The organism is Pseudovibrio sp. Ad26, from assembly GCF_001623285.1.
In the GTDB taxonomy this organism is placed as follows: domain Bacteria; phylum Pseudomonadota; class Alphaproteobacteria; order Rhizobiales; family Stappiaceae; genus Pseudovibrio; species Pseudovibrio ascidiaceicola.
Genome location: NZ_LMCE01000088.1, coordinates 82,578 through 105,796, shown reverse-complemented (window position 1 = coordinate 105,796; position 23,219 = coordinate 82,578). Strand labels below are relative to the sequence as shown.

22 protein-coding genes and 3 tRNA genes are annotated in these 23,219 nt (G+C 51.5%); 22 read left to right on the top strand and 3 right to left on the bottom strand.

Annotated elements, in window-relative coordinates; all coding sequences use genetic code 11:
- Positions 1–42: 42 nt before the first annotated feature.
- The 4 genes from PsAD26_RS17625 to PsAD26_RS17605 all read left to right on the top strand — a co-directional run bounded on the left by PsAD26_RS17625 (position 43) and on the right by PsAD26_RS17605 (position 1,672).
- Entirely contained in the window at positions 43–318 is a 276-nt protein-coding gene (locus tag PsAD26_RS17625) for an HU family DNA-binding protein (protein ID WP_008546789.1), read from the top strand.
- Positions 319–574: 256 nt separating this feature from the next.
- A tRNA-Val gene (locus tag PsAD26_RS17615) sits at positions 575–650 on the top strand.
- A gap of 33 nt (positions 651–683) precedes the next feature.
- A tRNA-Val gene (locus PsAD26_RS17610) sits at positions 684–759 on the top strand.
- Between the two features lie 430 nt (positions 760–1,189).
- Positions 1,190–1,672 carry a hypothetical protein gene (locus PsAD26_RS17605; protein ID WP_063311496.1) on the top strand — a complete coding sequence of 161 codons (483 nt, stop codon included), beginning with the start codon at positions 1,190–1,192 and terminating at the stop codon, positions 1,670–1,672.
- An 80-nt stretch (positions 1,673–1,752) separates the two neighbouring features.
- Here PsAD26_RS17605 and PsAD26_RS17600 read toward each other — a convergent pair whose 3' ends face one another.
- The 3 genes from PsAD26_RS17600 to PsAD26_RS17590 form a co-directional block, all read right to left on the bottom strand.
- Positions 1,753–2,961 carry a peptidoglycan-binding domain-containing protein gene (locus PsAD26_RS17600; RefSeq protein ID WP_063311495.1) on the bottom strand — a complete coding sequence of 403 codons (1,209 nt, stop codon included), beginning with the start codon at positions 2,959–2,961 and terminating at the stop codon, positions 1,753–1,755.
- A gap of 372 nt (positions 2,962–3,333) precedes the next feature.
- Positions 3,334–4,602, bottom strand: coding sequence for a hypothetical protein (locus PsAD26_RS17595; protein ID WP_063311494.1), 1,269 nt, complete (start codon positions 4,600–4,602; stop codon positions 3,334–3,336).
- 182 nt (positions 4,603–4,784) lie between these two features.
- Positions 4,785–5,903: a peptidoglycan-binding domain-containing protein gene (locus PsAD26_RS17590; protein ID WP_063311493.1), complete on the bottom strand. Its 1,119-nt coding sequence runs from the start codon at positions 5,901–5,903 to the stop codon at positions 4,785–4,787.
- Positions 5,904–6,283: 380 nt separating this feature from the next.
- Here PsAD26_RS17590 and PsAD26_RS17585 point away from each other — a divergent pair.
- The 18 genes from PsAD26_RS17585 (at position 6,284) to PsAD26_RS17500 (ending at position 23,219) form a co-directional block, all read left to right on the top strand.
- A tRNA-Asp gene (locus PsAD26_RS17585) sits at positions 6,284–6,360 on the top strand.
- 662 nt (positions 6,361–7,022) lie between these two features.
- Positions 7,023–7,388, top strand: coding sequence for an NADH-quinone oxidoreductase subunit A (locus PsAD26_RS17580; protein ID WP_057465615.1), 366 nt, complete (start codon positions 7,023–7,025; stop codon positions 7,386–7,388).
- Positions 7,379–7,963 (top strand): NADH-quinone oxidoreductase subunit B, encoded by a 585-nt coding sequence (locus PsAD26_RS17575; RefSeq protein WP_057465614.1) that lies wholly within the window; start codon positions 7,379–7,381, stop codon positions 7,961–7,963. Before PsAD26_RS17580 ends, PsAD26_RS17575 begins: the two co-directional genes overlap by 10 nt.
- A 101-nt stretch (positions 7,964–8,064) precedes the next feature.
- A complete protein-coding gene (locus PsAD26_RS17570) occupies positions 8,065–8,667 on the top strand; it encodes an NADH-quinone oxidoreductase subunit C (RefSeq protein ID WP_063289024.1) in 603 nt (200 codons plus the stop codon).
- 14 nt (positions 8,668–8,681) lie between these two features.
- The gene (locus tag PsAD26_RS17565) at positions 8,682–9,866 is read left to right on the top strand and encodes an NADH-quinone oxidoreductase subunit D (RefSeq protein ID WP_063311492.1); all 1,185 of its coding nucleotides are present in this window, start codon (positions 8,682–8,684) and stop codon (positions 9,864–9,866) included.
- Entirely contained in the window at positions 9,866–10,666 is an 801-nt protein-coding gene (gene nuoE, locus PsAD26_RS17560) for an NADH-quinone oxidoreductase subunit NuoE (RefSeq protein WP_063311491.1), read from the top strand. The genes PsAD26_RS17565 and nuoE overlap by 1 nt, the downstream gene beginning before the upstream one ends.
- Positions 10,667–10,669: 3 nt before the next feature.
- Positions 10,670–11,971: an NADH-quinone oxidoreductase subunit NuoF gene (nuoF, locus tag PsAD26_RS17555; protein ID WP_063289021.1), complete on the top strand. Its 1,302-nt coding sequence runs from the start codon at positions 10,670–10,672 to the stop codon at positions 11,969–11,971.
- Between the two features lie 5 nt (positions 11,972–11,976).
- Entirely contained in the window at positions 11,977–12,327 is a 351-nt protein-coding gene (locus PsAD26_RS17550) for a pentapeptide repeat-containing protein (RefSeq protein WP_063311490.1), read from the top strand.
- Positions 12,324–14,420 carry an NADH-quinone oxidoreductase subunit NuoG gene (gene nuoG, locus PsAD26_RS17545; protein WP_063311489.1) on the top strand — a complete coding sequence of 699 codons (2,097 nt, stop codon included), beginning with the start codon at positions 12,324–12,326 and terminating at the stop codon, positions 14,418–14,420. Before PsAD26_RS17550 ends, nuoG begins: the two co-directional genes overlap by 4 nt.
- A 13-nt stretch (positions 14,421–14,433) precedes the next feature.
- Complete coding sequence (gene nuoH / locus PsAD26_RS17540; RefSeq protein ID WP_063297416.1) at positions 14,434–15,507, top strand: NADH-quinone oxidoreductase subunit NuoH; 1,074 nt, start codon at positions 14,434–14,436, stop codon at positions 15,505–15,507.
- The gene (locus PsAD26_RS17535) at positions 15,504–15,740 is read left to right on the top strand and encodes a hypothetical protein (protein WP_057465606.1); all 237 of its coding nucleotides are present in this window, start codon (positions 15,504–15,506) and stop codon (positions 15,738–15,740) included. The genes nuoH and PsAD26_RS17535 overlap by 4 nt, the downstream gene beginning before the upstream one ends.
- A 122-nt stretch (positions 15,741–15,862) precedes the next feature.
- Positions 15,863–16,351 (top strand): NADH-quinone oxidoreductase subunit NuoI, encoded by a 489-nt coding sequence (gene nuoI, locus PsAD26_RS17530; protein WP_057465605.1) that lies wholly within the window; start codon positions 15,863–15,865, stop codon positions 16,349–16,351.
- Between the two features lie 76 nt (positions 16,352–16,427).
- The gene (locus PsAD26_RS17525; protein ID WP_063311488.1) at positions 16,428–17,042 is read left to right on the top strand and encodes an NADH-quinone oxidoreductase subunit J; all 615 of its coding nucleotides are present in this window, start codon (positions 16,428–16,430) and stop codon (positions 17,040–17,042) included.
- A 112-nt stretch (positions 17,043–17,154) separates the two neighbouring features.
- A complete protein-coding gene (nuoK, locus tag PsAD26_RS17520) occupies positions 17,155–17,463 on the top strand; it encodes an NADH-quinone oxidoreductase subunit NuoK (protein WP_057465603.1) in 309 nt (102 codons plus the stop codon).
- 7 nt (positions 17,464–17,470) lie between these two features.
- Positions 17,471–19,450: an NADH-quinone oxidoreductase subunit L gene (nuoL, locus tag PsAD26_RS17515; protein WP_063301141.1), complete on the top strand. Its 1,980-nt coding sequence runs from the start codon at positions 17,471–17,473 to the stop codon at positions 19,448–19,450.
- Entirely contained in the window at positions 19,450–20,976 is a 1,527-nt protein-coding gene (locus PsAD26_RS17510; protein ID WP_063311487.1) for an NADH-quinone oxidoreductase subunit M, read from the top strand. The genes nuoL and PsAD26_RS17510 overlap by 1 nt, the downstream gene beginning before the upstream one ends.
- Before the next feature lie 17 nt (positions 20,977–20,993).
- Complete coding sequence (nuoN, locus tag PsAD26_RS17505; protein WP_057465600.1) at positions 20,994–22,436, top strand: NADH-quinone oxidoreductase subunit NuoN; 1,443 nt, start codon at positions 20,994–20,996, stop codon at positions 22,434–22,436.
- A 42-nt stretch (positions 22,437–22,478) separates the two neighbouring features.
- Positions 22,479–23,219 carry a biotin--[acetyl-CoA-carboxylase] ligase gene (locus tag PsAD26_RS17500; protein WP_208860436.1) on the top strand — a complete coding sequence of 247 codons (741 nt, stop codon included), beginning with the start codon at positions 22,479–22,481 and terminating at the stop codon, positions 23,217–23,219.

Here is a 23,219-nt window from a genome sequence, read left to right as displayed (position 1 = left end):
GAATCTAAAGCATTCCCCACGTTATTTTAGAAAGGGACTGTCATGAACAAGAATGATCTGATCGGGGCCGTTGCGGAAAAAACTGGCTTGACCAAAGCACAGGCAGGCGAAGCAGTAGAAGCATCTTTCGAAGCAATCACTGAAACCCTGAAGAGCGGCGATGAAGTTCGGATCATCGGATTTGGCAACTTTTCCGTTTCCGCTCGTGCGGCAACTGAAGGCCGTAATCCACGCACAGGCGAAACCATTCAGATTCCGGCTTCCAAGACGCCGAAATTTAAAGCTGGTAAAGGCCTGAAGGACGCGGTCAACGCCTAATTGGGCTTGTTCGTTTTGGGTTTAAAAGTCCCTGGTGTTCATTGGAGCAGCAGGGGCTTTTTTTGTGCGCTCATTTCTGATGGGTTGCCGGTTTTTTGCTGTGACGACAAGCCTTTGTTTAATCAGGTAATTCACAGGGTGGATGGCGGTTCCAAGTTTTTTGCTGGTAATGTCGTTTTTTTCAATCTCAGGCCTTGCCAAGGGTAGGGAGGGCAGCTAAATAGCTCCCCACGCCACACGGCGTACCACCCTGCGGGGGCGATTAGCTCAGTTGGTAGAGCGCTTCGTTTACACCGAAGATGTCGGGAGTTCGAGTCTCTCATCGCCCACCATTCTCTCTAAGAGGATGTTCAACGCTCCAGGATGGGCGATTAGCTCAGTTGGTAGAGCGCTTCGTTTACACCGAAGATGTCGGGAGTTCGAGTCTCTCATCGCCCACCATTCCTCTCAGAGGATTTCAAGTCTCCCGGAGTTCCGCGGAGGCTTTTTTGTTGTCCGCACTCCTGAAAATTACCGAGGACAGGGCTGTTAAGCTTAAGGGGGTGTTTCGGCAATTGGTTTCTTAAGGTTGTAGGGCAGGGCGCCAATCTGAGCAAAAACCAAAGGGTGATCTCAGGATCTTATCGTTAAGCTTGCTGCAATAGCCTGTGGAGCTTATTCGCGGAGTGCGCTCTCTTTTCGTCAATTTTTCGAGAGCTGCTTTGCCGTTTAATGAGTGAAATCCTGGTGTTCGGTTGGAAACAATCGTGTAGGACTTGCTCAAGAGCTGTAATTGCGTTGCTAAGTGTGCCGTAGATAACAGCTTGCATGACTGAGATGGTTTTTAACTCCGCGTGGCAAACAAGTATAACTACGTGGAGGCATGCGCCGTATGAGTGGTTCAAGTCATAAGCACCCCATCTGTCCGCCACTTGTGTGGCACACTCTGGTCACCATCCTTCTGGCAGGCATCGTTGCAGATGTGAGCTGGGAGATCTGGGCGCGCTATATCACGCCGTTCTGGGTTGGTGGTCCACTACAGCCAGCTGCTCTTGTGCAGTCTGTCTTTGGTTTCAGAAGCCTTTTCTGGGCAGAAGTTATTCACGCCGTGGTTGGCGTCGTCTTCTATCCTATCGGATACCTCTATATTGCTCGTCCGCTGGCACGTGTGATCATCCCGCCGCTGCCATGGTGGGTTGTTGGCCTTTGCTATGGCGTTGGTCTTTGGGTGTTCGCGCTTTACATCATGGCACACATCTTTGCTGGTCTTCCACCGTTCCTCGGCTTCATTCAGCTGACATGGGCGTCTCTGGTTGGTCACATGATCTTTGGCTTCATGACAGCCCTGATCGTGCGTATTCGCCAGGGTTGGTGAGCTTCTTAAAGCTTTGATGCAAAATAAAAGGCAGCTTCCCTGAGGAGGCTGCCTTTTTTGCTTTCGTTGGGCTGTATCTATTAGAAAGTCAGGTCTTGTGCTGGCTTTGAAGAGATCTGGAACGCACCCTTGCGGTTTTCAATCGCCTCTTTGATTGGCTTGCTGCTGTAAAATACAAGGCGCAGGCCGCTCACGGTGTCTTCTCCAAAGACCTCCAGGCTATGGTAGTCGGTGCAACTGTCCGACAGCTGGCGAAGAGCTTCTGCGTTGGATGGTTTATCCAGAGCTTCCTTCAGGAGTTCACCGCTGTTGTTGACGTATGTAATGCGGCAGGTTTTGTCCTCGGTGGCGGTCATGTTCTCTAAGTGAGTGAGGACAGGGTAGGCGTCCAGCAGCTTGCCCATGATTGCAGCGCGGGGAGCTGGGTTTTTGAAGCTGACTTCACGCTGTAGGCCGTAGATGTTCTCGTCCTGGGTGAGCACGCTTACGGTTTCAGAGAGCGTGTCTTTCTCGAGCGTACAAACTGTCTTTGTCTCATCAACTAAGCACCCTTGATATCCGACCTTTTCCAGAAGGCCTCTTACATCATGCTCAAAGCGCTCAACGGTTAAGCCGTGAATTGACGGAAGGTTGGCCGGATCAAGAGCGGGATGCTTCGAGGTGGTCACCGCGACTTGTGTCTCGTTTTTGGGAGACACGTTTGGAGTGACATTTACCACCTGAGCGTTGTTGGTTGCGTTTGAGCCGGGGGTGACAGGTATTGTAATGTTGATTTGCTGCGATGGTGCGGCTGTTGCAACCGGTGCTACTACCGGCGTTGGTGCAACGATCGCCACCGGTATTGGGGCCGTGGCTGCAACCGGCGCTGGGGCAGAGGCTACGACCGGTGTTGGCGCTGCTGGCTGTTGTGGTGTTGTCAGCTCATAGAGCTTGGCAATTTGTCTGTTATCGAGCTTGCCATTTGCATAAGCGCCGATGGAAATTTGGAACTGGCGTATGGCGTTGCGCGTGCGGCGGCCTGAAACGCCGTCTGGTGTTCCAGTATCAAAGCCCAGCATGTTCAGGCGTAACTGGATGTCCTGTGTCTCTGCTGAAAAGTTAGTTCTTTTCCGTGTTGTTCGTTTCTGCGTCTGAGCTGGCGCATTCTTTTTGGCGCCATTTACAATAGCGCTACCAATAATGCCTGCGCCAAGGCCGAAGATGAAATCCTCAGAGCCTGCACGAGCGGTGGTGGCGCTGACTGCTAAAGAGAGGCAGAGAGCGGATGTAAGCTTTGTCAATTTGCGCATTTTGTTGCCTTGCACACATAAAAAATCGAAGGAAAGGCGGGAAAGGCCCACTTGCAGTAAATTTATCTCAAACTCTAAAAAATGTAAGTTGAAATAAATTAAGTATTTCACTCTTAAGTTGAGAGATCTTATTGCTGATATCTCGAAGATATCGGTCATAATTGAAGCGTATCTGTTGTTTTATGTCGGTTTGCGGTGAATGCATTTCATGTTAGTGGGTGCGTTTCAGGCAATGATTTAAGGTATCGGACCTTAGAAATGATGCTGAAGCAGATATCTGAGGTTTGGCTGATGTAGAAAAGGCAGCTTCCGATGGGAGGCTGCCTTCTCTGTCTTGAGATTCTTGATCTGTTTTGATGGATCAGAGTTGAGCTACTTCACACCCCAGATGGACAGCTTGACCTGTTGGTTTTCGCCGATGAGGGCTACAACGAAGTTTGCATTGTAGTTCTGAATAGGGCGAAACTCGGCGATGGCGACGTCGTAGTATTTGCCGTTGATGCGACCTGAGGCGTCTTTGTCATAAGTGGTTCCGGCGTGATCCCACAGGTGGACTTCCATTCGCTGCTTGCCACGGTTTTTCGGGTTTCGTTTGCAGAAGGTGTCAAAGCCCAGGTGGCTGCTGACCAGATAGTTGCCATTGCTGATTACTTCTACGGCGACTTCCTTTGCGACGCCTCCGCTGCCCTGAAACTCACGCTCAGCCCTTCGGCGGAGGTACTGGGTGCTGTCGGTTCCAATATCCCATTCGATTAGCTTGCCACGCCCATGGGGTTCTTTATGTATGGTCTGACCTAAGCATCGATGCCCGGTTTTGAACTCGCTGGGGCCTTTGCTTGTTGATAGGGTGATCCATCGGCCATTTGGAGTGCCATCGGCAGCGGTAATCGCAGCTTTCTGGATTTGGCCCATGCTTACAAGTGTTGGGCCGCGTTCGATCACAGATGCGTTCTGACGTTTGCGAAGGCGAGTAACTCGCAGTTTTCCATCCTCATCACGGAAGGCGAGAAGGTTTGCAGTTCCGTCGCTCATGGTGAGTTGGGTAGCTGAGCCGGCAAATTCATAAATGCCGCGACGGTCGAGTGCTTTCTCAGTTGGGATGTCTTCTGCTTGCTTTAATTTGAAGGCTTGTGCAAACAAGGTGCCGTTCTTTCGTTGAGCGACGACCATAGCAGCAGAGCCAGAACTTGCAGAAGTGACTTCTGTAACTTCCGGGCCGGAGCGAAAGCCACGATATGTGATGGTCCCGTTTCCTGTAATCTTCCAGAGAATGACTCTGAGCTTGTTGCTACCGTCAATGACGGGCGTGATGAAGTGAGTGTTGTCGATCTTTGCAATGGATACGCTGCGAGCTTTGCCCCGGTCGATAAAATCTTTTGGTATTTCAACATTGGACTGCCATGTAGAGATGACGAGGTTATCTGCTGAATCTGATGCGACGAGGATGTACCCCAGATGTCCATTGGCATCATAGCTTGCTGCTTCGATTTCTTTGGCGAGGAACGAAACGGAGTATGACGCTGCTGTATATGAGACGTCAGGTTTAAATTCTTTGAGCTTGTATAGCTTCTCAGAAAGGGCGGGGGTGGTGATCAGGCACAGTGCGGCCAGCAGCAGAGCCAGTGCTTTTACTCTCAACATTTTGGAGCTCCCAAAAGGACAAATTTGCGGGTGAGCAGAAATGCATTTTTGAGGCTACTTTAACTGTGTATGCAGCAGGAATAATCTCTCGGTTGTGGGGAGGTAATCCTTAGGATGGAGCTTGGGGTGATCTGCTGTATTGGCCTCGGGAGGTATGAGGCCAATACAAAGGAGGATGGAGTTCAGAACTTCAGCTCATCTGCGGCTTCGGATTTGGTTTGGAAGATACCGGTTTGCTCTTCCTCTGCTTGTTGAATGGGGTGGCCGTCGTAGAGAGTGATACGCATGGATTTGAGGTTGCGGTTGCCTTCCAGTTCGATGGCGTAGAAGTTGCGGCAGTTTTCGGTGAGCGTCAGAAGCGTTTCAGGGTCGGATGGGTTGGCGTCTATTGGTGCTAACAAGCTGCTTCCATCGCCTGCGTATTGCTCCAAGCAGGTTTTAGAGCTGGATGTTGCCATCTTTTTGAAGCGGGTGAGGTTTGGGTAGGCCTCTGCTAGCTTTGTGAGGACTGCAGATCTTGGGGCGGCGGTCTTGAAGGTCACAGTGCGGCTCACTCCATAGATGATGTTTCCAACCTTATTGACGCTGACAGTTTCCTCGAGGTTTTTGGTGGCTTTCTTGCAGATGGTCAGTCCGGTTGTCTCTACACACTCTTCATAGCCTTCTGTTTTTAGAAAGCCTGCGGTTTCGTCACTGCGCATGCCAGTGATCAGTCCGTAAATGTTGGGCGGATTTTTAGGGTCCAGCGCAAGCTTGTTTTCTTTTGGGATTCTGACCGTTGCTTTTTCTGCCTCAGAGTACCCACCGGGATTGGATTGGGGCAGAGGTGGTTGAGCTGGTGTTGGTTGCGCCTGATCAATCTGGGTCTTCTGATAGCGCTTCTTTTGAGTGCGGGTGTAAAGCTCTTCTAATTGAGACTGTGTGAGCCGCCCAGTTGCCACGTAACCAAGGGTGCTTTGAAACCTGCCTATTGCGCGCAAGGTGCGCTTACCAGCTACGCCGTCAGGGAAACCGGCGTTGTAGCCCAGCAAGTTCAGGCGATACTGGACGTCTTTCAACTGAATGCGGCTGAGAGCCACTGTTTGCTGAGTTGGGATGCGGGGAATGCTGCGCGCCTGCTGCGATTGAGCGGTGACGACATGCGGGGTTGGTTGTTGAGCTGCGGTGTGATCAATGATCGTGTTTCCGATCGCTCTTACACCGAGCCCGATGATGAAGTCCCCTGTATCAGCCTGGGTGGGTGAGGGGATTGCGACAGCTGTTGTTGCTGCAAGAGCAAGCGCTTTGAAAAATGTGCCCATAAAACCGGTCCTTGAAATGAAATGGACTGTCGACTTTTTTGTATTTTGATTGAGATGATTGTTCCTGAGTTTATCGCAGGAGCCGCCCCAAGCTAAGTAGAATTACGAGATTTGACTTTTTTGAGGCGGTTTTCAAATTTTCATTGATGACGAATAAGATATTTTTCAGGGCTAGCCAAAAAGTCCTTGAGTCCAGAAGGGGATAAAATGGGTGATATGCAGTCCTGTTTTCCACATCTGAACGCATTTCGAGGCCGATTTTCACAGTGAAAACAAGTTATTCAGGAAAAACTCGCAAAGTCGATCCAACTTCGCTTGACTTGGACCCGCCCCCGCCGTAAATCAGCGCCACCAACAACGACACAACGTTGCTGACCCAAGCGGGTGTAGCTCAGTTGGTTAGAGTGCCGGCCTGTCACGCCGGAGGTCGCGGGTTCGAGTCCCGTCACTCGCGCCACTTTCATTTACTACGAAAAGCACGGTGTTCGCTTTAAATAGCGCACCGTGCTTTCGTGTATTCTGGCTCATCTTCTCTGGATTTCATTGCATTATCTACCCATGTTTCCTGCTGAAGCTTTGCTGTCTTATATTTAGGGTAGGGGAGCTGCCGGATATGGCAGATTTAGCGGACAAGCTTTAGTGGGCAGGGGCTTAAAATAAAGCGCATTATGGTGGCCCATGGGTATTGCCCTGCGACTCTTCAATTGAGACGTTTTGACTATTTACGCAGAACTACGCAGGAAAATGCACCAATTTTATTGTCCGATTTTAAGTCTTGAGTAGTTTTCCCAAGCAATTGTTAGAAAACGTCATTTTTCTATTTTAATATGAGTATTTTACTCATAATATATATCTCTAGGTTTTTAGCGGCTTTTTAGTGCCCGCCTCTCGAGAATGTGATCTTCTCGTGGCGTAAGGCACTCTTTCCGACCCGATTTACTCCGTTGTAAGGTCTTGCGCAGATGGTGGGGCTAAGCTAATCGTGCGTTGCGGTGCGACTAGATACACTGGATCCTAGGGTGTCCTTCCAAATCTTACGCCCTACTTTCTGCCGTGTGTGCAGTGCACCAAGAGTTTTATTGGTCGCATGACCTGTTACGTCCAGGGACGGATATACAAATGGAAGACCTCCTCAGGGAGTACATCCCGATTGTCGTCTTTATCGGTGTTGCCCTCGTTATTGGCCTCGCGCTTCTCATTGCCCCGTTTATCGTTGCTTTCAAGAATCCAGATTCTGAGAAGCTTTCTGCTTACGAGTGTGGCTTTAACGCCTTTGATGACGCGCGTATGAAATTCGACATCCGGTTTTATCTGGTATCGATCCTTTTCATCATCTTTGATCTCGAAGTTGCTTTCCTCTTCCCATGGGCTGTTGCTTATGGTGGGCTGGGCTGGTTTGGCTTCGTCTCCATGATGATCTTCCTGGGCGTGCTCACGATTGGGTTCATCTATGAATGGAAGAAGGGAGCGCTGGAATGGGATTGATCTCTGACGGCTCCAAGCCTCTTGTCTCTGAAGCTCCAAAAGGGATCATTGATCCCAACACAGGTCGCCCAGTGGGCGAGAATGATCCGTTCTTCATGAATGTGAACAACGAGCTTTCTGATAAGGGTTTTCTGGTTACTTCCAGTGAAAGCTTGATTCAGTGGGCACGTACCGGTTCGCTTATGTGGATGACGTTTGGTCTTGCCTGTTGTGCAGTGGAAATGATGCAGATGTCGATGCCGCGTTATGACGCAGAGCGTTTCGGCTTTGCTCCTCGTGGCTCCCCACGTCAGTCTGACGTGATGATTGTTGCGGGTACGCTGACCAACAAAATGGCGCCTGCACTGCGCAAGGTTTACGACCAGATGCCTGAGCCTCGCTATGTGATCTCCATGGGATCGTGTGCGAATGGCGGCGGTTACTACCACTATTCCTATTCTGTTGTACGCGGTTGTGACCGGGTTGTTCCCGTTGACATCTATGTGCCGGGTTGTCCTCCAACTGCTGAAGCGCTGCTTTACGGTGTGCTGCTGCTGCAGAAGAAGATCCGCCGCACGGGTACGATTGAGAGATAATTTACAGGTCGTGCATCTTCGCGGTGCGCGGCCTTATCGACATTGCTGGCATGGGGTTCCCTTGCCATTTGTGAGATGTCCAACCTATAGGAAACAAGGTAATGGACGAGACGCTTAGCGAACTCGGTGAATTTATCGAGCTAACGCTTGGAGACAAAGTTAAAAGCTGGTCGGTTGCTTATGGCGATCTTGCTCTTAATGTGTCCCATGATCAGATTATCAATGTTTTGCGTTTCCTGCGCGATGACGCGCGGTGCGGCTTTGTGGCATTGGTTGATATTTGCGGTGTGGACTGGCCAGCTCGGGAAAAACGTTTCGACGTTGTGTACCACCTGCTTTCCCCCGTTCAGAACTTGCGCGTTCGCGTGAAGGTTCAGACAGATGAGGCCACTCCGGTTCCTTCTGTCATCTCCATTTTCAAGGGTGCTGAATGGTTTGAACGTGAAGCCTACGACATGTACGGCATTCTGTTCACCGGTAACCCGGATCTGCGGCGTTTGCTGACTGACTACGGTTTTGACGGCTTCCCGCTTCGCAAGGATTTCCCTCTGACGGGTTATGTAGAGGTTCGTTACGATGACACCAAGAAGCGTGTTGTTTATGAACCTGTGCAGCTTACACAGGAATTCCGTAGTTTTGATTTCCTCTCACCATGGGAAGGTACTGACTATGTGCTTCCTGGTGATGAAAAAGCATCGAACTGAGGCACGGGTAGAGAATGGCTGAGGCTCAGGTACGAAACTTTAATATTAACTTTGGTCCGCAGCACCCTGCGGCGCACGGTGTGCTGCGTCTGGTTCTTGAACTGGACGGTGAGGTGGTCATTCGCGTTGACCCGCATATCGGATTGCTGCACCGGGGTACTGAGAAGCTGATCGAGCACAAGACCTATCTTCAGGCTGTGCCTTACTTCGACCGGTTGGACTATGTAGCACCCATGAATCAGGAGCATGCTTATGCTCTTGCTGTTGAGCGTTTGCTGGGCATTGAAGTGCCAAAGCGCGGTCAGCTGATCCGTGTGCTTTATTCAGAAATCGGGCGTTTGCTATCACATCTTCTGAATGTGACCACGCAGGCGTTGGATGTTGGTGCGTTGACGCCGCCGCTGTGGGGTTTTGAGCCTCGCGAAGAGCTTATGGGTTTTTATGAACGCGGTTGTGGTGCCCGTATGCACGCAGCTTATGTGCGTCCAGGCGGTGTGCATCAGGATCTTCCTGCTCAATTGCTTGAGGATATGTGGAACTGGTGTGATCCGTTCCTCAAAACCCTTGACGACATCGAAGGCCTTCTGACTGACAACCGTATCTTCAAACAGCGTAACGTTGATATCGGCATTGTTGATCTTGATGATGCCTGGGCAATGGGCTTTTCCGGTGTGATGGTCCGTGGTTCTGGTGCTAAGTGGGATCTGCGTAAGTCGCAGCCTTACGAGTGCTATGATGAAATGGAATTCGACATTGCAGTCGGTAAGAACGGTGACTGTTACGATCGTTACCTGATCCGGATGTTTGAGATGCGTCAATCTGTTCGCATCATGAAGCAGTGTCTGGAGATGCTGGGTAAGGAAACTGGCCCTGTTTCTTCAACCGATGGTAAAGTGGTTCCTCCGAAGCGCAATGAAATGAAGCGCTCTATGGAAGCTCTGATCCATCATTTCAAGCTTTACACTGAGGGTTACAAAGTCCCCGAAGGTGAAATTTATGCAGCCGTTGAAGCGCCAAAAGGCGAATTCGGTGTTTATCTTATCTCTGACGGAACCAATAAGCCTTACCGCTGTAAAATTAAGGCTCCGGGTTTTGCCCATTTGCAGGCAATGGATTATATGTGCAAAGGTCACATGTTAGCTGATGTAGCTGCAGTAATGGGTTCTCTAGATATCGTATTCGGGGAGATTGACCGATAATGTCAGTGCGTCGTCTTCATCACGAACAACCAGATTCTTTTGAGTTCTCTCCAGAAAATCTGGAATGGGCGAATAAAGTTATCGCGCGTTATCCAGAAGGGCGTCAGGCATCTGCTGTCGTGCCAATTCTGTGGCGTGCGCAGGAGCAGGTTGGTTGGGTGACCGAGCCAGCGATCCGTGTGATCTCTGAAATGCTCGATATGCCTCGCATCCGTGTTCTGGAAGTGGCAACCTTCTACACCATGTTCCAGCTGCAGCCGGTCGGTAAAAAAGCACACATTCAGGTGTGTGGTACGACCCCTTGTCAGTTGCGTGGTTCTGAAGAGCTTATCAAAGTTTGTAAAAGCAAGATCTCCGAGATCCCTCATACCCTTTCCGAAGATGGAAACTTCTCCTGGGAAGAGGTTGAGTGCCTTGGTGCTTGTGTAAATGCGCCGATGGTGCAGATCTTCAAAGACTTCTATGAGGATCTGGATGTTGAGAAGTTTGAAAAGCTTCTTGATGACATTGCAGGTGGAAAGCCGGTTCTGCCGGGTCCTCTGGGTGTTGACCGTATCTTTGCGGCGCCGGAGGGTGGTCCAACCACATTGCTGAACATTGAGGACACCACAAAAGGTGCGCCTCAGGAAGCTATCGTTGTTGACGGTTCCGATGCAGCGTCACGGCAGCATGCAGGTGCTGCTCTGAATACTGGCGGTGCTGGTTATACTGGTGTTCCTCGTCCAGCTGAGGCTGGTGTTGCGGAGTTCTTGGAGAGCCACCGCAAAGCTCAGGAAGCCAAAGCGAAAGGTGAGGGGTAAGCGATGCTGAACGATTCCGATCGTATCTTCACCAATATCTATGGTCTACATGACTGGGGGCTCGAAGGGGCTCGTCAGCGTGGATCATGGTCTGGTACCAAAGACATTATTGATAAAGGTCGCAGCTGGATCATCGACGAAATGAAGACTTCCGGTCTTCGTGGTCGTGGTGGTGCGGGCTTTCCGACTGGCCTGAAGTGGTCCTTCATGCCGAAGGAAAGCGACGGTCGTCCGGCCTATCTCGTGGTCAATGCAGATGAGTCCGAGCCGGGTACCTGTAAAGACCGTGAAATCATGCGTCACGATCCTCATCATCTGGTTGAGGGTTGTTTGCTTGCTGGTTTCGCGATGGGTGCAATTGCGGCGTACATTTACGTGCGCGGCGAGTTCATTCGTGAACGTGAGCGTCTGCAGGCTGCGATTGATCAGGCATATGATGCTGGCCTGATCGGCAAGAACAACAAGAACGGCTATGACTTTGATATCTACGTGCACCACGGTGCAGGGGCTTACATCTGCGGTGAAGAAACTGCACTGCTGGAAAGTCTTGAAGGTAAAAAAGGTCAGCCGCGTCTGAAGCCTCCGTTCCCTGCGAACATGGGTATCTATGGCTGCCCAACCACAGTGAACAACGTGGAATCCATTGCTGTTGCTCCGACCATCTTGCGTCGTGGTGGTGCATGGTTCTCCGGAATTGGCCGCGAAAACAACGCTGGTACAAAGCTGTTCTGTGTTTCTGGACACGTGAACAAACCTTGTACCGTTGAAGAATCCATGGGTATTCCATTCAAGGAGCTGATTGAAAAGCACTGCGGTGGCATCCGCGGTGGCTGGGACAATCTGCTGGCGGTTATTCCGGGTGGTTCTTCTGTTCCTTGTGTGAAGGGCGAAGAAATTCGCGATGCCAAGATGGACTTTGACGGTCTGCGCGAAGTTGGCTCTTCTCTGGGTACAGCTGCTGTGATCGTGATGGACAACTCCACGGACATCATCAAAGCGATTGCCCGTCTATCCTACTTCTACAAACACGAGAGCTGCGGTCAGTGCACGCCGTGCCGTGAAGGTACGGGCTGGATGTGGCGCGTGATGGAGCGGATGGTCAAGGGCGAGAGCTCTTATGAAGAAATCGACATGCTGTTCAAAGTAACCAAGCAGGTGGAAGGTCATACGATCTGCGCGCTTGGTGATGCGGCTGCATGGCCTATTCAGGGTTTGATCAAAAACTTCCGCCCTGTGATTGAAGATCGGATCGATCAATACGTTGCTACGCAGCGCACACCGACCGACAAGATTGCAGCGGAGTAGGGGATGTGAAGATCAGCAATGAGAAAAAACGTCTGAATGTGAGCGAAAGCGACCTTTCCGGTTCTTTGTTTGTGGATTGCAATCTGTCTGGTTGTTCTTTCACGAATGTGAATCTGTCCGGTAGCCGCATCAACGACGCTAATCTCTCAGGCTGGTCTATCCTTGATGCAAACCTTTCGGGTTGGTCAGTCGAGAAAGCCAATCTTTCTGGGCTGATCCTTGAAAATGCCAATCTGGCTGGCGCTAAACTCAAAAGCTGCCGGCTTGAGGGCATGACCATCGATGGAATTGAAGTGACTGAGCTTCTTAAAGCTTATCGGGCTAAAGAAGCTAAGGGTGAGGATGCCAACGCATGACCAAGCTTGTCGTCGACGGCAAAGAAATTGAAGTTCCTGCGGAATATACCGTTATGCAGGCCTGTGAAGAGGCCGGCGCGGAAATTCCTCGGTTCTGTTTTCATGACCGGCTTTCAGTGGCCGGCAACTGCCGCATGTGCCTTGTAGAAGTAAAGGGTGGACCGCCAAAGCCGGTTGCCTCTTGTGCAATGGGCGTGCGCGATCTGCGTCCGGGACCAGAAGGCCAGCCACCAGAGATTTTTACAAAATCTCCTATGGTGAAAAAAGCGCGTGAAGGTGTGATGGAGTTTCTCCTGATCAACCACCCGCTGGACTGCCCTATCTGTGACCAAGGCGGTGAGTGTGATCTTCAAGATCAGGCCATGGCTTACGGTGTAGATAGTTCCCGTTATGCGGAAAACAAGCGCGCAGTTGAAAATAAATATGTCGGTCCGCTTGTGAAAACGATCATGACACGCTGCATTCACTGCACGCGCTGTGTTCGCTTTACGACCGAGGTTGCCGGTGTTTCTGAACTGGGCCTGATTGGCCGCGGTGAAGACGCCGAGATTACCACTTATCTTGAAGAAGCGCTTTCCTCCGAGCTGCAGGGCAACGTGATTGACCTTTGCCCGGTTGGTGCTCTGACTTCCCGCCCATACGAGTTCAATGCTCGCCCCTGGGAACTGGTGAAGACAGAAAGCGTCGACGTGATGGACGCTCTTGGCTCCGCTATCCGTGTGGATACACGCGGTAAAGAAGTCATGCGCATCATGCCTCGCCTCAATGAAGAGGTGAACGAGGAATGGATCTCCGACAAAACCCGCTTTATCTGGGATGGTCTGAAGACACAGCGTCTGGATCGCCCATACGTGAAGCAGAACGGCAAGCTGGCTCCTGCGAGCTGGACTGACGCTCTGAATGCGGTTGCGTCAAAGGTGAAAGCGGCTGGTGGTGCTAAAACTGCTGCGATCGCTGGTGATCTTGCTACTGTTGAAGAAATGTTTGCTCTGAAGGCTCTGATGGAGAGTGTTGGTTCTGCCAACATGGATTGCCGTCAGGATGGTGCACAGCTTGATCCGTCTCTTGGTCGGACAACCTATCTGTTTAACTCTTCCGTGGAAGGTATTGAAGACGCGGATGCAATTCTGCTCGTGGGTGCTAACCCACGTGTTGAGGCGCCAGTTCTCAATGCCCGCATCCGTAAGGTTTGGCGTCATGGCGGTGCAAAAGTTGGTCTGATTGGCCAACCTGCGGATCTGACCTACGACGTGGATTACCTCGGTGCTGGTCCAGACACTCTGGCGGACGTTGCTTCTGGCAAGAACGCATTTGCAGAGGTTCTGAAGAACGCTAAAAATCCAATGATCATCGTTGGTGAAGGCGCGATTGCCCGTGAAGACGGTGCTGCTGTACTGGCCGCTGCTGCCAAGCTTGCTGAAAACGTTGGTGCTGTGAGCGATGAGTGGAACGGCTTTAACGTTCTTCACACTGCTGCCAGCCGTGTTGGCGGTCTAGATATCGGACTTGTTCCGGGTGAGGGTGGTCTGGATACTGGTGGTATTCAAGACGCAGCTGCCAAAGGCGACGTAGATGTTGTGTTCCTGCTTGGTGCAGATGAACTGGACATGGCTTCCTTCGGGGATGCGTTTGTTGTTTACATCGGCACCCACGGTGACCGCGGCGCGCACCGCGCTGACGTTATTTTGCCAGGTGCTGCTTACACCGAAAAACCAGGTACTTTTGTGAACCTGGAAGGCCGTGTACAGCTGGCAAACCGCGCTGCATTCCCTCCTGGTGATGCACGTGAGGACTGGGCAATCATTCGTGCGCTTTCCGGTGCACTTGGTAAGCCGCTTTCCTTCAACAGTTTTGCGCAGTTGCGCGGTGCTGTTGTTGAGGCAGTTCCTCATATGGCGAATGTAAATTGCATCGCGACCGGTATTGCTTCGGATGTTTCCAAGCTTGCCGCACGCGGTGGTGACATGAATGGTGCCGGTTTCGCACGGGCATTCAGTGATTTTTATCTAACCAACCCGATTGCCCGAGCTTCAGCGGTGATGGCCGAGTGTTCTGCACTTGCCATGCAGCGCCGAGCTGAGGCGGCGGAATAAGGGGACGGTGAGCATGGAAGCTTTTTTCTGGGATTATGGCTGGCCGCTGATCATCATGCTCTTCCAGAGCGTGCTCTTGATGGTCGTGCTGCTGCTGATCGTTGCTTACATTCTATACGGTGACCGTAAGATCTGGGCTGCTGTCCAGATCCGTCGTGGTCCTAACGTTGTTGGCCCCTGGGGCTTGCTACAGAGTTTTGCGGATCTTTTGAAATTCGTTTTGAAAGAGCCAGTGATCCCGTCGGGATCTGATAAGTTTCTGTTTTTGTTTGCACCGCTGATCACAGTGGTTCTCTCCCTTGCAGCTTGGGTGGTTATTCCGGTCGCTGATGGCTGGGCGATTGCAAACATCAACGTGGGTATTTTGTATGTGTTCGCGATCAGCTCCCTTGGAGTTTACGGCGTGATCATCGGTGGTTGGGCTTCCAACTCCAAATACCCGTTCCTGTCAGCTCTGCGTTCTGCAGCTCAGATGGTTTCTTACGAAGTGTCTATTGGTTTCGTGATCGTAACTGTTCTGCTCTGTGTTGGTTCGTTGAACCTGACCGAAATCGTTTATGCGCAGCAAGCTCGCGGGCTTGCTCACATGCTGGGCGTTCCATGGTTGTCTATCTTGAACTGGTATTGGTTGCCGCTGTTCCCGATGTTCGTGGTGTTCTTTGTTTCCGCACTTGCTGAAACAAACCGTCCTCCATTCGATCTGGCAGAAGCGGAATCCGAACTGGTTGCAGGCTTCATGGTTGAGTACGGCTCTACCCCTTACATGATGTTCATGTTGGGTGAGTATGTGGCGATCTCCTTGATGTGTGCTCTGATGACCATCCTGTTCATGGGCGGTTGGCTGCCTCCATTGGATATTGCACCATTCACTTGGGTGCCTGGTGTCGTCTGGTTCCTGCTCAAGAGTTTGTTGGTGTTCTTCTTCATCTCCATGGCGAAAGCAATGGTCCCGCGGTATCGCTATGACCAGCTGATGCGTCTGGGGTGGAAAGTCTTCCTGCCGCTGTCACTGGCAATGGTGTTCATCGTGGCCTTCGTGCTGATGTTCATGGGCTGGACCCCACCAGTGGGTGGGTTCGGAGCATGATTTCCATCGCCGGGTTAATCGGCGGTGTAATGGGAATTTACCTTGGATGGCTGAACTACCGTCTCCTTCTTGGATTTATGGAGGCAGCCATCAACAAAGGAAAAGAGCGCAACCCAGCTGAGAAAGGTTGGGTTGAGCTGGCGGAACCGACGATCCGCAAAGTCATTTTTACCCTGACGATAATCGGGATTCCGATTATCGGATATCTCGCCGGAGCTAGCATTGCTCCTTAATTCGAGAGGAAAGGGTAACGAGAACCTAGTATGACTTCTTGGAAGTGCTCCTTGGTTCTCTTGGATTGTAATCGATCTTCCATGCCGGTGGCATGTTCGATCAAGAAAGGGCTGTAAAGGCTATGGGACTGGGACAGGCCGCAAAGTCGTTGCTTTTGAAGGAGTTCGTATCGGCGTTTTTTCTTGCCATGCGTTACTTCTTCAAGCCAAAGCCGACGATTAACTATCCCTTTGAGAAGGGTGCTGTAAGCCCGCGTTTTCGCGGTGAGCACGCCTTGCGCCGGTATCCGAACGGAGAAGAGCGCTGCATTGCTTGTAAGCTGTGTGAAGCGATCTGCCCTGCGCAGGCCATTACGATTGAAGCTGGACCTCGTCGTAATGACGGGACACGCCGTACCACTCGCTACGACATTGACATGACCAAGTGCATTTACTGCGGGTTCTGTCAGGAAGCGTGTCCGGTGGATGCGATCGTGGAAGGCCCGAACTTTGAATTTGCGACCGAGACGCGGGAAGAGCTGTTCTACGACAAGGACAAGCTGCTTGCGAATGGGGAGCGTTGGGAGCGTGAGATCGCTCGCAATATCGAATTGGATGCTCCGTACCGTTAAGGTAACGGGAGTGGATTGTGTCCGGTTGGGGCTTTGCACTGACCGGGCGAGACAATAGGACAAAGGCAACCTAAAAATGGTTTTGCAGGCCCTGTTTTTCTATCTGTTTGCCGCACTTGCGGTGGCCTCTGCCTTCATGGTGATTGCTTCTCGCAATCCGGTTCACTCAGTGCTGTTCCTCATCCTGTGCTTCTTTAATGCAGCTGGGTTGTTTGTACTGATTGGTGCCGAGTATCTGGCGATGCTTCTGGTTGTTGTCTACGTGGGGGCGGTCATGGTGCTGTTCCTGTTCGTGGTCATGATGCTGGATGTTGACTTTGCCGAAATGCGTCAGGGGTTCTTGCAGTATTTGCCAATCGGCGCGCTGATTGGTGCAATTCTGCTGGCTGAACTCTTGATGGTTGTCAGTGGCTGGTACATCGCTCCTGGCATGTTAGGTGAAGGGTCCGCCCCGACACCTCCTGTTGAGCAGACACAAAATATCGCCGCTATCGGTGAATTGCTTTACACCCGCTACATTTACTGGTTCCAGATTTCTGGTCTGGTGCTGCTGGTTGCAATGATCGGTGCGATTGTATTGACCCTCCGCCATAAGCCGGGTGTACGCCGTCAGAATATCTCTGAACAGAATGCCCGTCGTCCTGAAACTTCGATCGAAGTGGTCAAAGTTGAAAGAGGCAAGGGGTTGTAAGGCGCGTTTGTAACGGGTCTTCACCATTAATTCGTACCGGAGAAAAGGCCTTCCTCTTGAGGGTTCCTTCTTCGGAGTTTGAATAGAAAACGGGGAGCACTGAGAGGCGCCCATGGAAATTGGCATAGCGCACTATCTCGGGGTCGCAGCGATCCTATTCACCATCGGGATCTTTGGCATCTTTCTCAACCGAAAGAACGTCATCGTGATCCTGATGTCTATCGAGCTTTTATTGCTCGCAGTTAATATCAACCTGGTGGCATTTTCCTACTTCATGCAGGACATGGTTGGTCAGATCTTTGCGCTCCTGGTTCTTACCGTTGCAGCAGCAGAGGCGGCTATTGGTCTTGCTATTCTGGTTGTTTACTTCCGTAACCGCGGCTCTATTGCCGTGGAAGACATCAATATGATGAAAGGCTGAGGGGCGGATGTTTTCAGCAATCGTTTTTCTGCCGTTGCTTGGCTTCCTGATTGTCGGAATGTTCGGCAATCGGCTTGGGGTCAAAGCCAGCGAGTATATCACCAGCGGCTTTATGATTGTCGCAGCCCTTTTGTCTTGGGTGGTGTTTTTTCAATTCGGCATTGGGTCGGAGAGCACTCAGATTGTAACAATCTTCCGCTGGATCACCTCTGGGGATCTGTCGGTTAACTGGACAATCCGGGTCGACACACTCACCGCAGTGATGCTGGTGGTTGTGAACTCCATTTCCTGTGTGGTTCACATCTACTCTATCGGGTACATGCACCACGATCCGGATCGTCCGCGGTTCTTTGCTTATCTGTCTTTCTTTACCTTCTCAATGTTGGCACTGGTCACCTCTGATGACTTGCTGCAAATGTTTTTTGGTTGGGAAGGCGTTGGTCTGGCATCGTACCTGTTGATCGGATTCTGGTACAAAAAACCTTCTGCCAATGCGGCTGCGATGAAAGCCTTCATTGTTAACCGCGTGGGTGACTTTGGTTTTGCTCTGGGTATCTTCGGTGTTTTCTACCTGTACGGTTCCATCGACTTCACGACGATTTTCAGCAGCGGCCCTTCTCTTCTTGAAAGCAAAGAGCCTGTTCTGAATTTCCTTGGGTATGAATTGATGCCTGAAGCGGCACTGACAGTTATTTGCCTGCTGCTCTTTATGGGTGCCATGGGTAAGTCAGCTCAGTTCCTGCTTCACACCTGGTTGCCGGATGCGATGGAAGGCCCAACGCCTGTTTCCGCGCTGATCCATGCAGCGACCATGGTGACGGCTGGTGTGTTCATGGTTGCGCGTCTTGCTCCAGTCTTTGAACTTGCGCCAACAGCTCTGACGGTTGTGACCTTCGTTGGTGCGACGACTGCCTTCTTTGCTGCGACCATTGGCTGTGTGCAGAACGACATCAAGCGCGTGATTGCATATTCCACCTGTTCTCAGCTGGGGTACATGTTCGTGGCGCTGGGTGTTGGTGCGTTTGGTGTTGGTATCTTCCACCTGTTCACGCACGCGTTCTTTAAAGCACTGCTGTTCTTATGCGCTGGCTCCGTTATTCACTCTGTGTCTGACGAGCAAGACATGCGTAAGATGGGGGGGTTGCGTAAGCACATTCCATGGACCTACTGGACCATGATGATTGGTACACTAGCCCTGACTGGTTTCGGTATTCCGTTCACCTACATCGGTACAGCTGGCTTCATCTCCAAAGATGCGATTATTGAAGCTGCTTATGTCGGTCACAACATGTTTGCATCCTATGCCTTCTGGGCAACAGTTCTTGCAGCTGCGATGACCAGTTTCTACAGCTGGCGCCTGGTGTTCATGACCTTCCACGGTAAACCTCGAGCTTCAGTTGATGTGATGAAACACATCCATGAGAGCCCATGGGTTATGCTTGTGCCGCTACTGTTGCTTGCACTTGGTGCAGCTTTTGCCGGTATGGTGTTCAAGGAAGCGTTCATCGGTCACGACTACCTTCATTTCTGGAAGAACGTCTTTGGCGGTACGAACAGTGAGCTCGCAGTCATTGAAGAAATGCATCACGTCCATTGGCTTGTGAAGCTTTCCCCATGGCTTGCAATGGCTGGTGGTTTCATTCTTGCTTACCTCTTCTACATCGCTAAACCAGATATGCCGAAGGCTCTGGCAGAGCGTCATAAGCCTCTGTACCTGTTCCTCCTGAACAAGTGGTACTTTGATGAGCTTTATGACTTCCTGTTCGTGAAACCTTCCCTGGCTCTTGGCCGCTTCCTGTGGAAGCGCGGTGACGGCACTGTGATTGACGGACTTGGTCCTGACGGTGTTGCCTCACGCGTTCAGCAGGTTACCGGTTGGGTTGTTCGTCTACAGTCTGGCTACATCTATCACTACGCATTTGCCATGTTGATCGGGGTTGCCTTCTTCGTGACCCTGGCCATGTTCTCCGGTGGGGGAGTTCATTAATGAACGACTGGTCCATCCTTTCCATCACTACATTTCTCCCACTGGTCGGTGTGTTCTTCATCCTTCTGGTGCGGGGGGATGACCCAGATGCGAAAACGAATATTCGGCGTGTTGCGCTGATTACGACGAGTTTCACATTTATCGTCTCCTTGTTCATCTGGGGCGGGTTCACCAACGAGAACCCTGGCTTCCAGATGGTGGAGAAGCACAACTGGTTTGGTGAAACCTTCACCTACCATATGGGCGTTGACGGCATTTCCATGCTGTTCGTGATCCTGACTACTTTCCTTATGCCGCTCTGTATTCTGGCGAGCTGGGAAAGCATTCAGAACCGCGTCAAGGAATACATGATCGCTTTCCTCGTACTGGAAACACTGATGATCGGTGTGTTCTGTTCGCTGGACCTGGTTCTGTTCTACGTGTTCTTTGAAGCTGGCCTTATTCCGATGTTCCTGATCATCGGTGTATGGGGTGGCCCGCGCCGCGTTTATGCAAGCTACAAGTTCTTCCTGTACACCTTGCTCGGCTCTGTGCTGATGCTGGCGGCTATCATGGCCATGTACTGGCAGGCTGGTACGCTGGATATTCCAACTCTTCTTAATGAGAGCGAATTCCCGGCAGCGATGCAAACGTGGTTGTGGCTGGCCTTCTTTGCAAGCTTTGCGGTGAAGATGCCAATGTGGCCGGTTCACACCTGGTTGCCAGATGCTCACGTGGAAGCGCCGACTGCTGGTTCTGTTGTTCTGGCTGCGATCCTGCTGAAGATGGGTGGTTATGGGTTCCTTCGGTTCTCATTGCCAATGTTCCCAATCGCCAGTGATATGTTCGCACCGTTCATCTTTACGCTGTCTGTTGTGGCGATCATCTACACCTCACTGGTGGCGCTGGCGCAGGAAGACATCAAGAAGCTGATTGCATATTCATCCGTCGCTCACATGGGCTTCGTGACCATGGGTATCTTCTCTGCCAATGCGCAGGGTATTGAAGGCGCAATCTTCATGATGCTGGCTCACGGTCTGATCTCTGGTGCACTGTTCTTGTGTGTTGGGGTGATTTATGACCGGATGCACACCCGTCAGATTACGGCCTATGGTGGTCTTGTGAACAACATGCCTCGTTATGCGGTGGCGTTCATGATCTTCACCATGGCAAACGTTGGTCTGCCAGGTACCGCCGGCTTCGTGGGTGAGTTCCTGACAATGATTGGTGTGTTCCAGGTGAACACCTGGGTGGCGTTCTTCGCTGCGACTGGTGTGATCTTGTCCGCTGCTTACGCTCTGTTCCTTTACCGCCGCGTTGTGTTTGGTGCGTTGGAAAAGGAAAGCCTCAAGTCCATGCTGGACCTGACAGGTCGTGAGAAGCTGATCCTTGCTCCGCTGATCATTTTGACTATCTTCTTCGGGTTCTACCCAGCAGCCGTGCTGGATGTGACGTCCGCGTCCGTTGGTGCCCTTATCGAAAACTACAATGCCGCGCTTGATGCAGGGGGTCTTGCCCATGCAGCCGCTGCAGTGTCTAGCCATTAACAGGGGACCGTGCACTCATGAATGCTGAGCTTCTAGCTATTCCTGATCTAATGCCGGTATTGCCCGAGATCCTTCTGGTTCTCGGCGCAATGGTCCTGCTGATGGTTGGAGCTTTTGGTGGAGAGAAATCCACTCCGCTGGTAACGGGTATCTGCGTTGCGTTGCTTACTGTTGCGGGTCTGATCCTGCTGGTGAGCCCGCATTACGGCACAACATTTGACGGCGCATTCGTACAGGACGCTTTCTCCCAGTATATGAAGATACTGGTGCTGATCGGGTCCGGCTTTGCGATTGCGATGTCCGTTGCTTACGCACGTTCTCAGAACTTTGACCGCTTTGAATACCCGATCCTCATCGTGATCGCGACCGTTGGTATGATGCTGATGCTTTCAGCCAACGATCTGATCTCCATGTATCTGGGTGTTGAGCTGCAGTCTCTGGCTCTTTACGTGGTTGCTGCGATTAACCGTGACTCTGTTCGCTCTACTGAGGCTGGCCTGAAGTACTTCGTCCTTGGGGCGTTGTCTTCCGGTATGCTGCTTTACGGTATGTCCTTCATCTACGGCTTTACCGGCCACACTGACTTTACTGGCATCGCAGCTGCTCTGACAGACGATCGCGCATCCCTTGGTCTGGTGTTTGGTATCGTGTTCATGCTGGCAGGTATTGCCTTCAAGATCTCTGCGGTTCCATTCCATATGTGGACCCCGGATGTTTATGAGGGTGCACCAACACCGGTTACTGCGTTCTTTGCTGCAGCACCTAAGATTGCTGCGTTCGGTATGCTGATCCGTGTGCTGGTTGAGCCTTTGGGCAATGTGACCACTGACTGGCAGCAGATCGTTGTGTTCATCGCTATTGCATCCATGGGTCTTGGTGCCTTTGCTGCGATTGGTCAGAAGAACATCAAACGTCTGATGGCATACTCTTCCATTGGTAACATGGGTTACGCTCTGGTTGGTCTGGCAGCTGGTACTGAAGCTGGTGTCCACGGTCTGATCGTGTTCATGACAGCTTACCTTGCGATGACACTGGGTGCGTTTGCTTGCATCCTGTCCATGCGCCGCAAGGAAGGTATGGTTGAAGAGATTTCCGATCTTGCTGGTCTTTCCAAGACCAACTTGCCAATGGCAGTGTTGCTTGCAGTGATCATGTTCTCCCTGACCGGTCTGCCACCACTCATCGGCTTCTTTGGTAAGTTCTACGTGTTCATCGCTGCGATGGATGCAGGTCTTGCTCCATTGGTCGTGATTGGTCTAGTGACCAGCGTTGTGGCTGCTTACTATTACCTGCGTGTGATCAAGGTCATGTTCTTTGATGATGCAACTGGCGAATTCCTGCCAATGTCCGGTGAAATGAAAATTGTGCTTGGTCTTTCCAGCGCAGTTGTCGGACTGTTCTTCATCATGCCGGAACCAATCATGAATGCGGCTGCCAATGCGGCTGGCGTTCTATTCTAGTTTCCTATGATGAACCTTGGACAATTAAAAGACGAAGGCCCGGTGCGATCTGCACCGGGCTTTTGTTTTGAGTACTACGACCAGATCGGGTCTACCAATACCCACGGCCTACACAAGGCACGGGAAGGGCACCCGGGTAATCTGTGGGTCCGCTCCGATATTCAGTTGAGCGGGCGCGGGCGTCGTGGACGGGCGTGGACTTCGGAGACCGGCAATCTGTTTGCCTCGGTTTTGCTGCGCGTAGGTGTACAGAACGAGAAGATCGTTCAGCTGCCCTTTGTGGCTGCTCTTGCTCTTGGAGAGGCTATTGAACGGGCAACCGGTGCGCACAATCTGGTGCAGCTGAAGTGGCCGAATGATGTGCTCATCGACGGACAAAAAGTCTCTGGCATATTGCTTGAGAGCGAAAGTGGGCCTAATGGTGAGCTGTGCCTTGTGTGCGGTTTTGGCGTCAACGTGTCTCATCATCCGGATCTGGGTGATTATGCTGTTACAGATTTACGCAGCATGGGGTACATGTGTGAGCCGCAACAGGTCTTTGATGCTCTTGCACAAAGTTTTGCACGATGGCTGGAAACGTGGAAAGCTGCCAGTGGGTTTGAAGAGATCAGATCTGCATGGCTGCGACGCGCCGTAGGGCGCGGGAAACCGATCCGTGTCCGCCTGAGCAATGAAGAGTTTTCCGGTGTCTTTATGGACATCGATCAAATGGGCCGCCTGATCGTAAAAATGGATCATGGGGGCGAGCGGCTGGTGACAGCCGGAGATGTTTTCTTTTCCTGA

What these genes read in the sequence shown, in the direction of transcription:
- PsAD26_RS17625 (WP_008546789.1), top strand. Translation starts at nt 43, where the DNA reads ATGAACAAGAATGATCTGATCGGGGCCGTTGCGGAAAAAACTGGCTTG.
- PsAD26_RS17605 (WP_063311496.1), top strand. Translation starts at nt 1,190, where the DNA reads ATGAGTGGTTCAAGTCATAAGCACCCCATCTGTCCGCCACTTGTGTGG.
- PsAD26_RS17600 (WP_063311495.1), bottom strand. Translation starts at nt 2,961, where the DNA reads ATGCGCAAATTGACAAAGCTTACATCCGCTCTCTGCCTCTCTTTAGCA.
- PsAD26_RS17595 (WP_063311494.1), bottom strand. Translation starts at nt 4,602, where the DNA reads ATGTTGAGAGTAAAAGCACTGGCTCTGCTGCTGGCCGCACTGTGCCTG.
- PsAD26_RS17590 (WP_063311493.1), bottom strand. Translation starts at nt 5,903, where the DNA reads ATGGGCACATTTTTCAAAGCGCTTGCTCTTGCAGCAACAACAGCTGTC.
- PsAD26_RS17580 (WP_057465615.1), top strand. Translation starts at nt 7,023, where the DNA reads ATGGAAGACCTCCTCAGGGAGTACATCCCGATTGTCGTCTTTATCGGT.
- PsAD26_RS17575 (WP_057465614.1), top strand. Translation starts at nt 7,379, where the DNA reads ATGGGATTGATCTCTGACGGCTCCAAGCCTCTTGTCTCTGAAGCTCCA.
- PsAD26_RS17570 (WP_063289024.1), top strand. Translation starts at nt 8,065, where the DNA reads ATGGACGAGACGCTTAGCGAACTCGGTGAATTTATCGAGCTAACGCTT.
- PsAD26_RS17565 (WP_063311492.1), top strand. Translation starts at nt 8,682, where the DNA reads ATGGCTGAGGCTCAGGTACGAAACTTTAATATTAACTTTGGTCCGCAG.
- nuoE (WP_063311491.1), top strand. Translation starts at nt 9,866, where the DNA reads ATGTCAGTGCGTCGTCTTCATCACGAACAACCAGATTCTTTTGAGTTC.
- nuoF (WP_063289021.1), top strand. Translation starts at nt 10,670, where the DNA reads ATGCTGAACGATTCCGATCGTATCTTCACCAATATCTATGGTCTACAT.
- nuoG (WP_063311489.1), top strand. Translation starts at nt 12,324, where the DNA reads ATGACCAAGCTTGTCGTCGACGGCAAAGAAATTGAAGTTCCTGCGGAA.
- nuoH (WP_063297416.1), top strand. Translation starts at nt 14,434, where the DNA reads ATGGAAGCTTTTTTCTGGGATTATGGCTGGCCGCTGATCATCATGCTC.
- PsAD26_RS17535 (WP_057465606.1), top strand. Translation starts at nt 15,504, where the DNA reads ATGATTTCCATCGCCGGGTTAATCGGCGGTGTAATGGGAATTTACCTT.
- nuoI (WP_057465605.1), top strand. Translation starts at nt 15,863, where the DNA reads ATGGGACTGGGACAGGCCGCAAAGTCGTTGCTTTTGAAGGAGTTCGTA.
- PsAD26_RS17525 (WP_063311488.1), top strand. Translation starts at nt 16,428, where the DNA reads ATGGTTTTGCAGGCCCTGTTTTTCTATCTGTTTGCCGCACTTGCGGTG.
- nuoK (WP_057465603.1), top strand. Translation starts at nt 17,155, where the DNA reads ATGGAAATTGGCATAGCGCACTATCTCGGGGTCGCAGCGATCCTATTC.
- nuoL (WP_063301141.1), top strand. Translation starts at nt 17,471, where the DNA reads ATGTTTTCAGCAATCGTTTTTCTGCCGTTGCTTGGCTTCCTGATTGTC.
- PsAD26_RS17510 (WP_063311487.1), top strand. Translation starts at nt 19,450, where the DNA reads ATGAACGACTGGTCCATCCTTTCCATCACTACATTTCTCCCACTGGTC.
- nuoN (WP_057465600.1), top strand. Translation starts at nt 20,994, where the DNA reads ATGAATGCTGAGCTTCTAGCTATTCCTGATCTAATGCCGGTATTGCCC.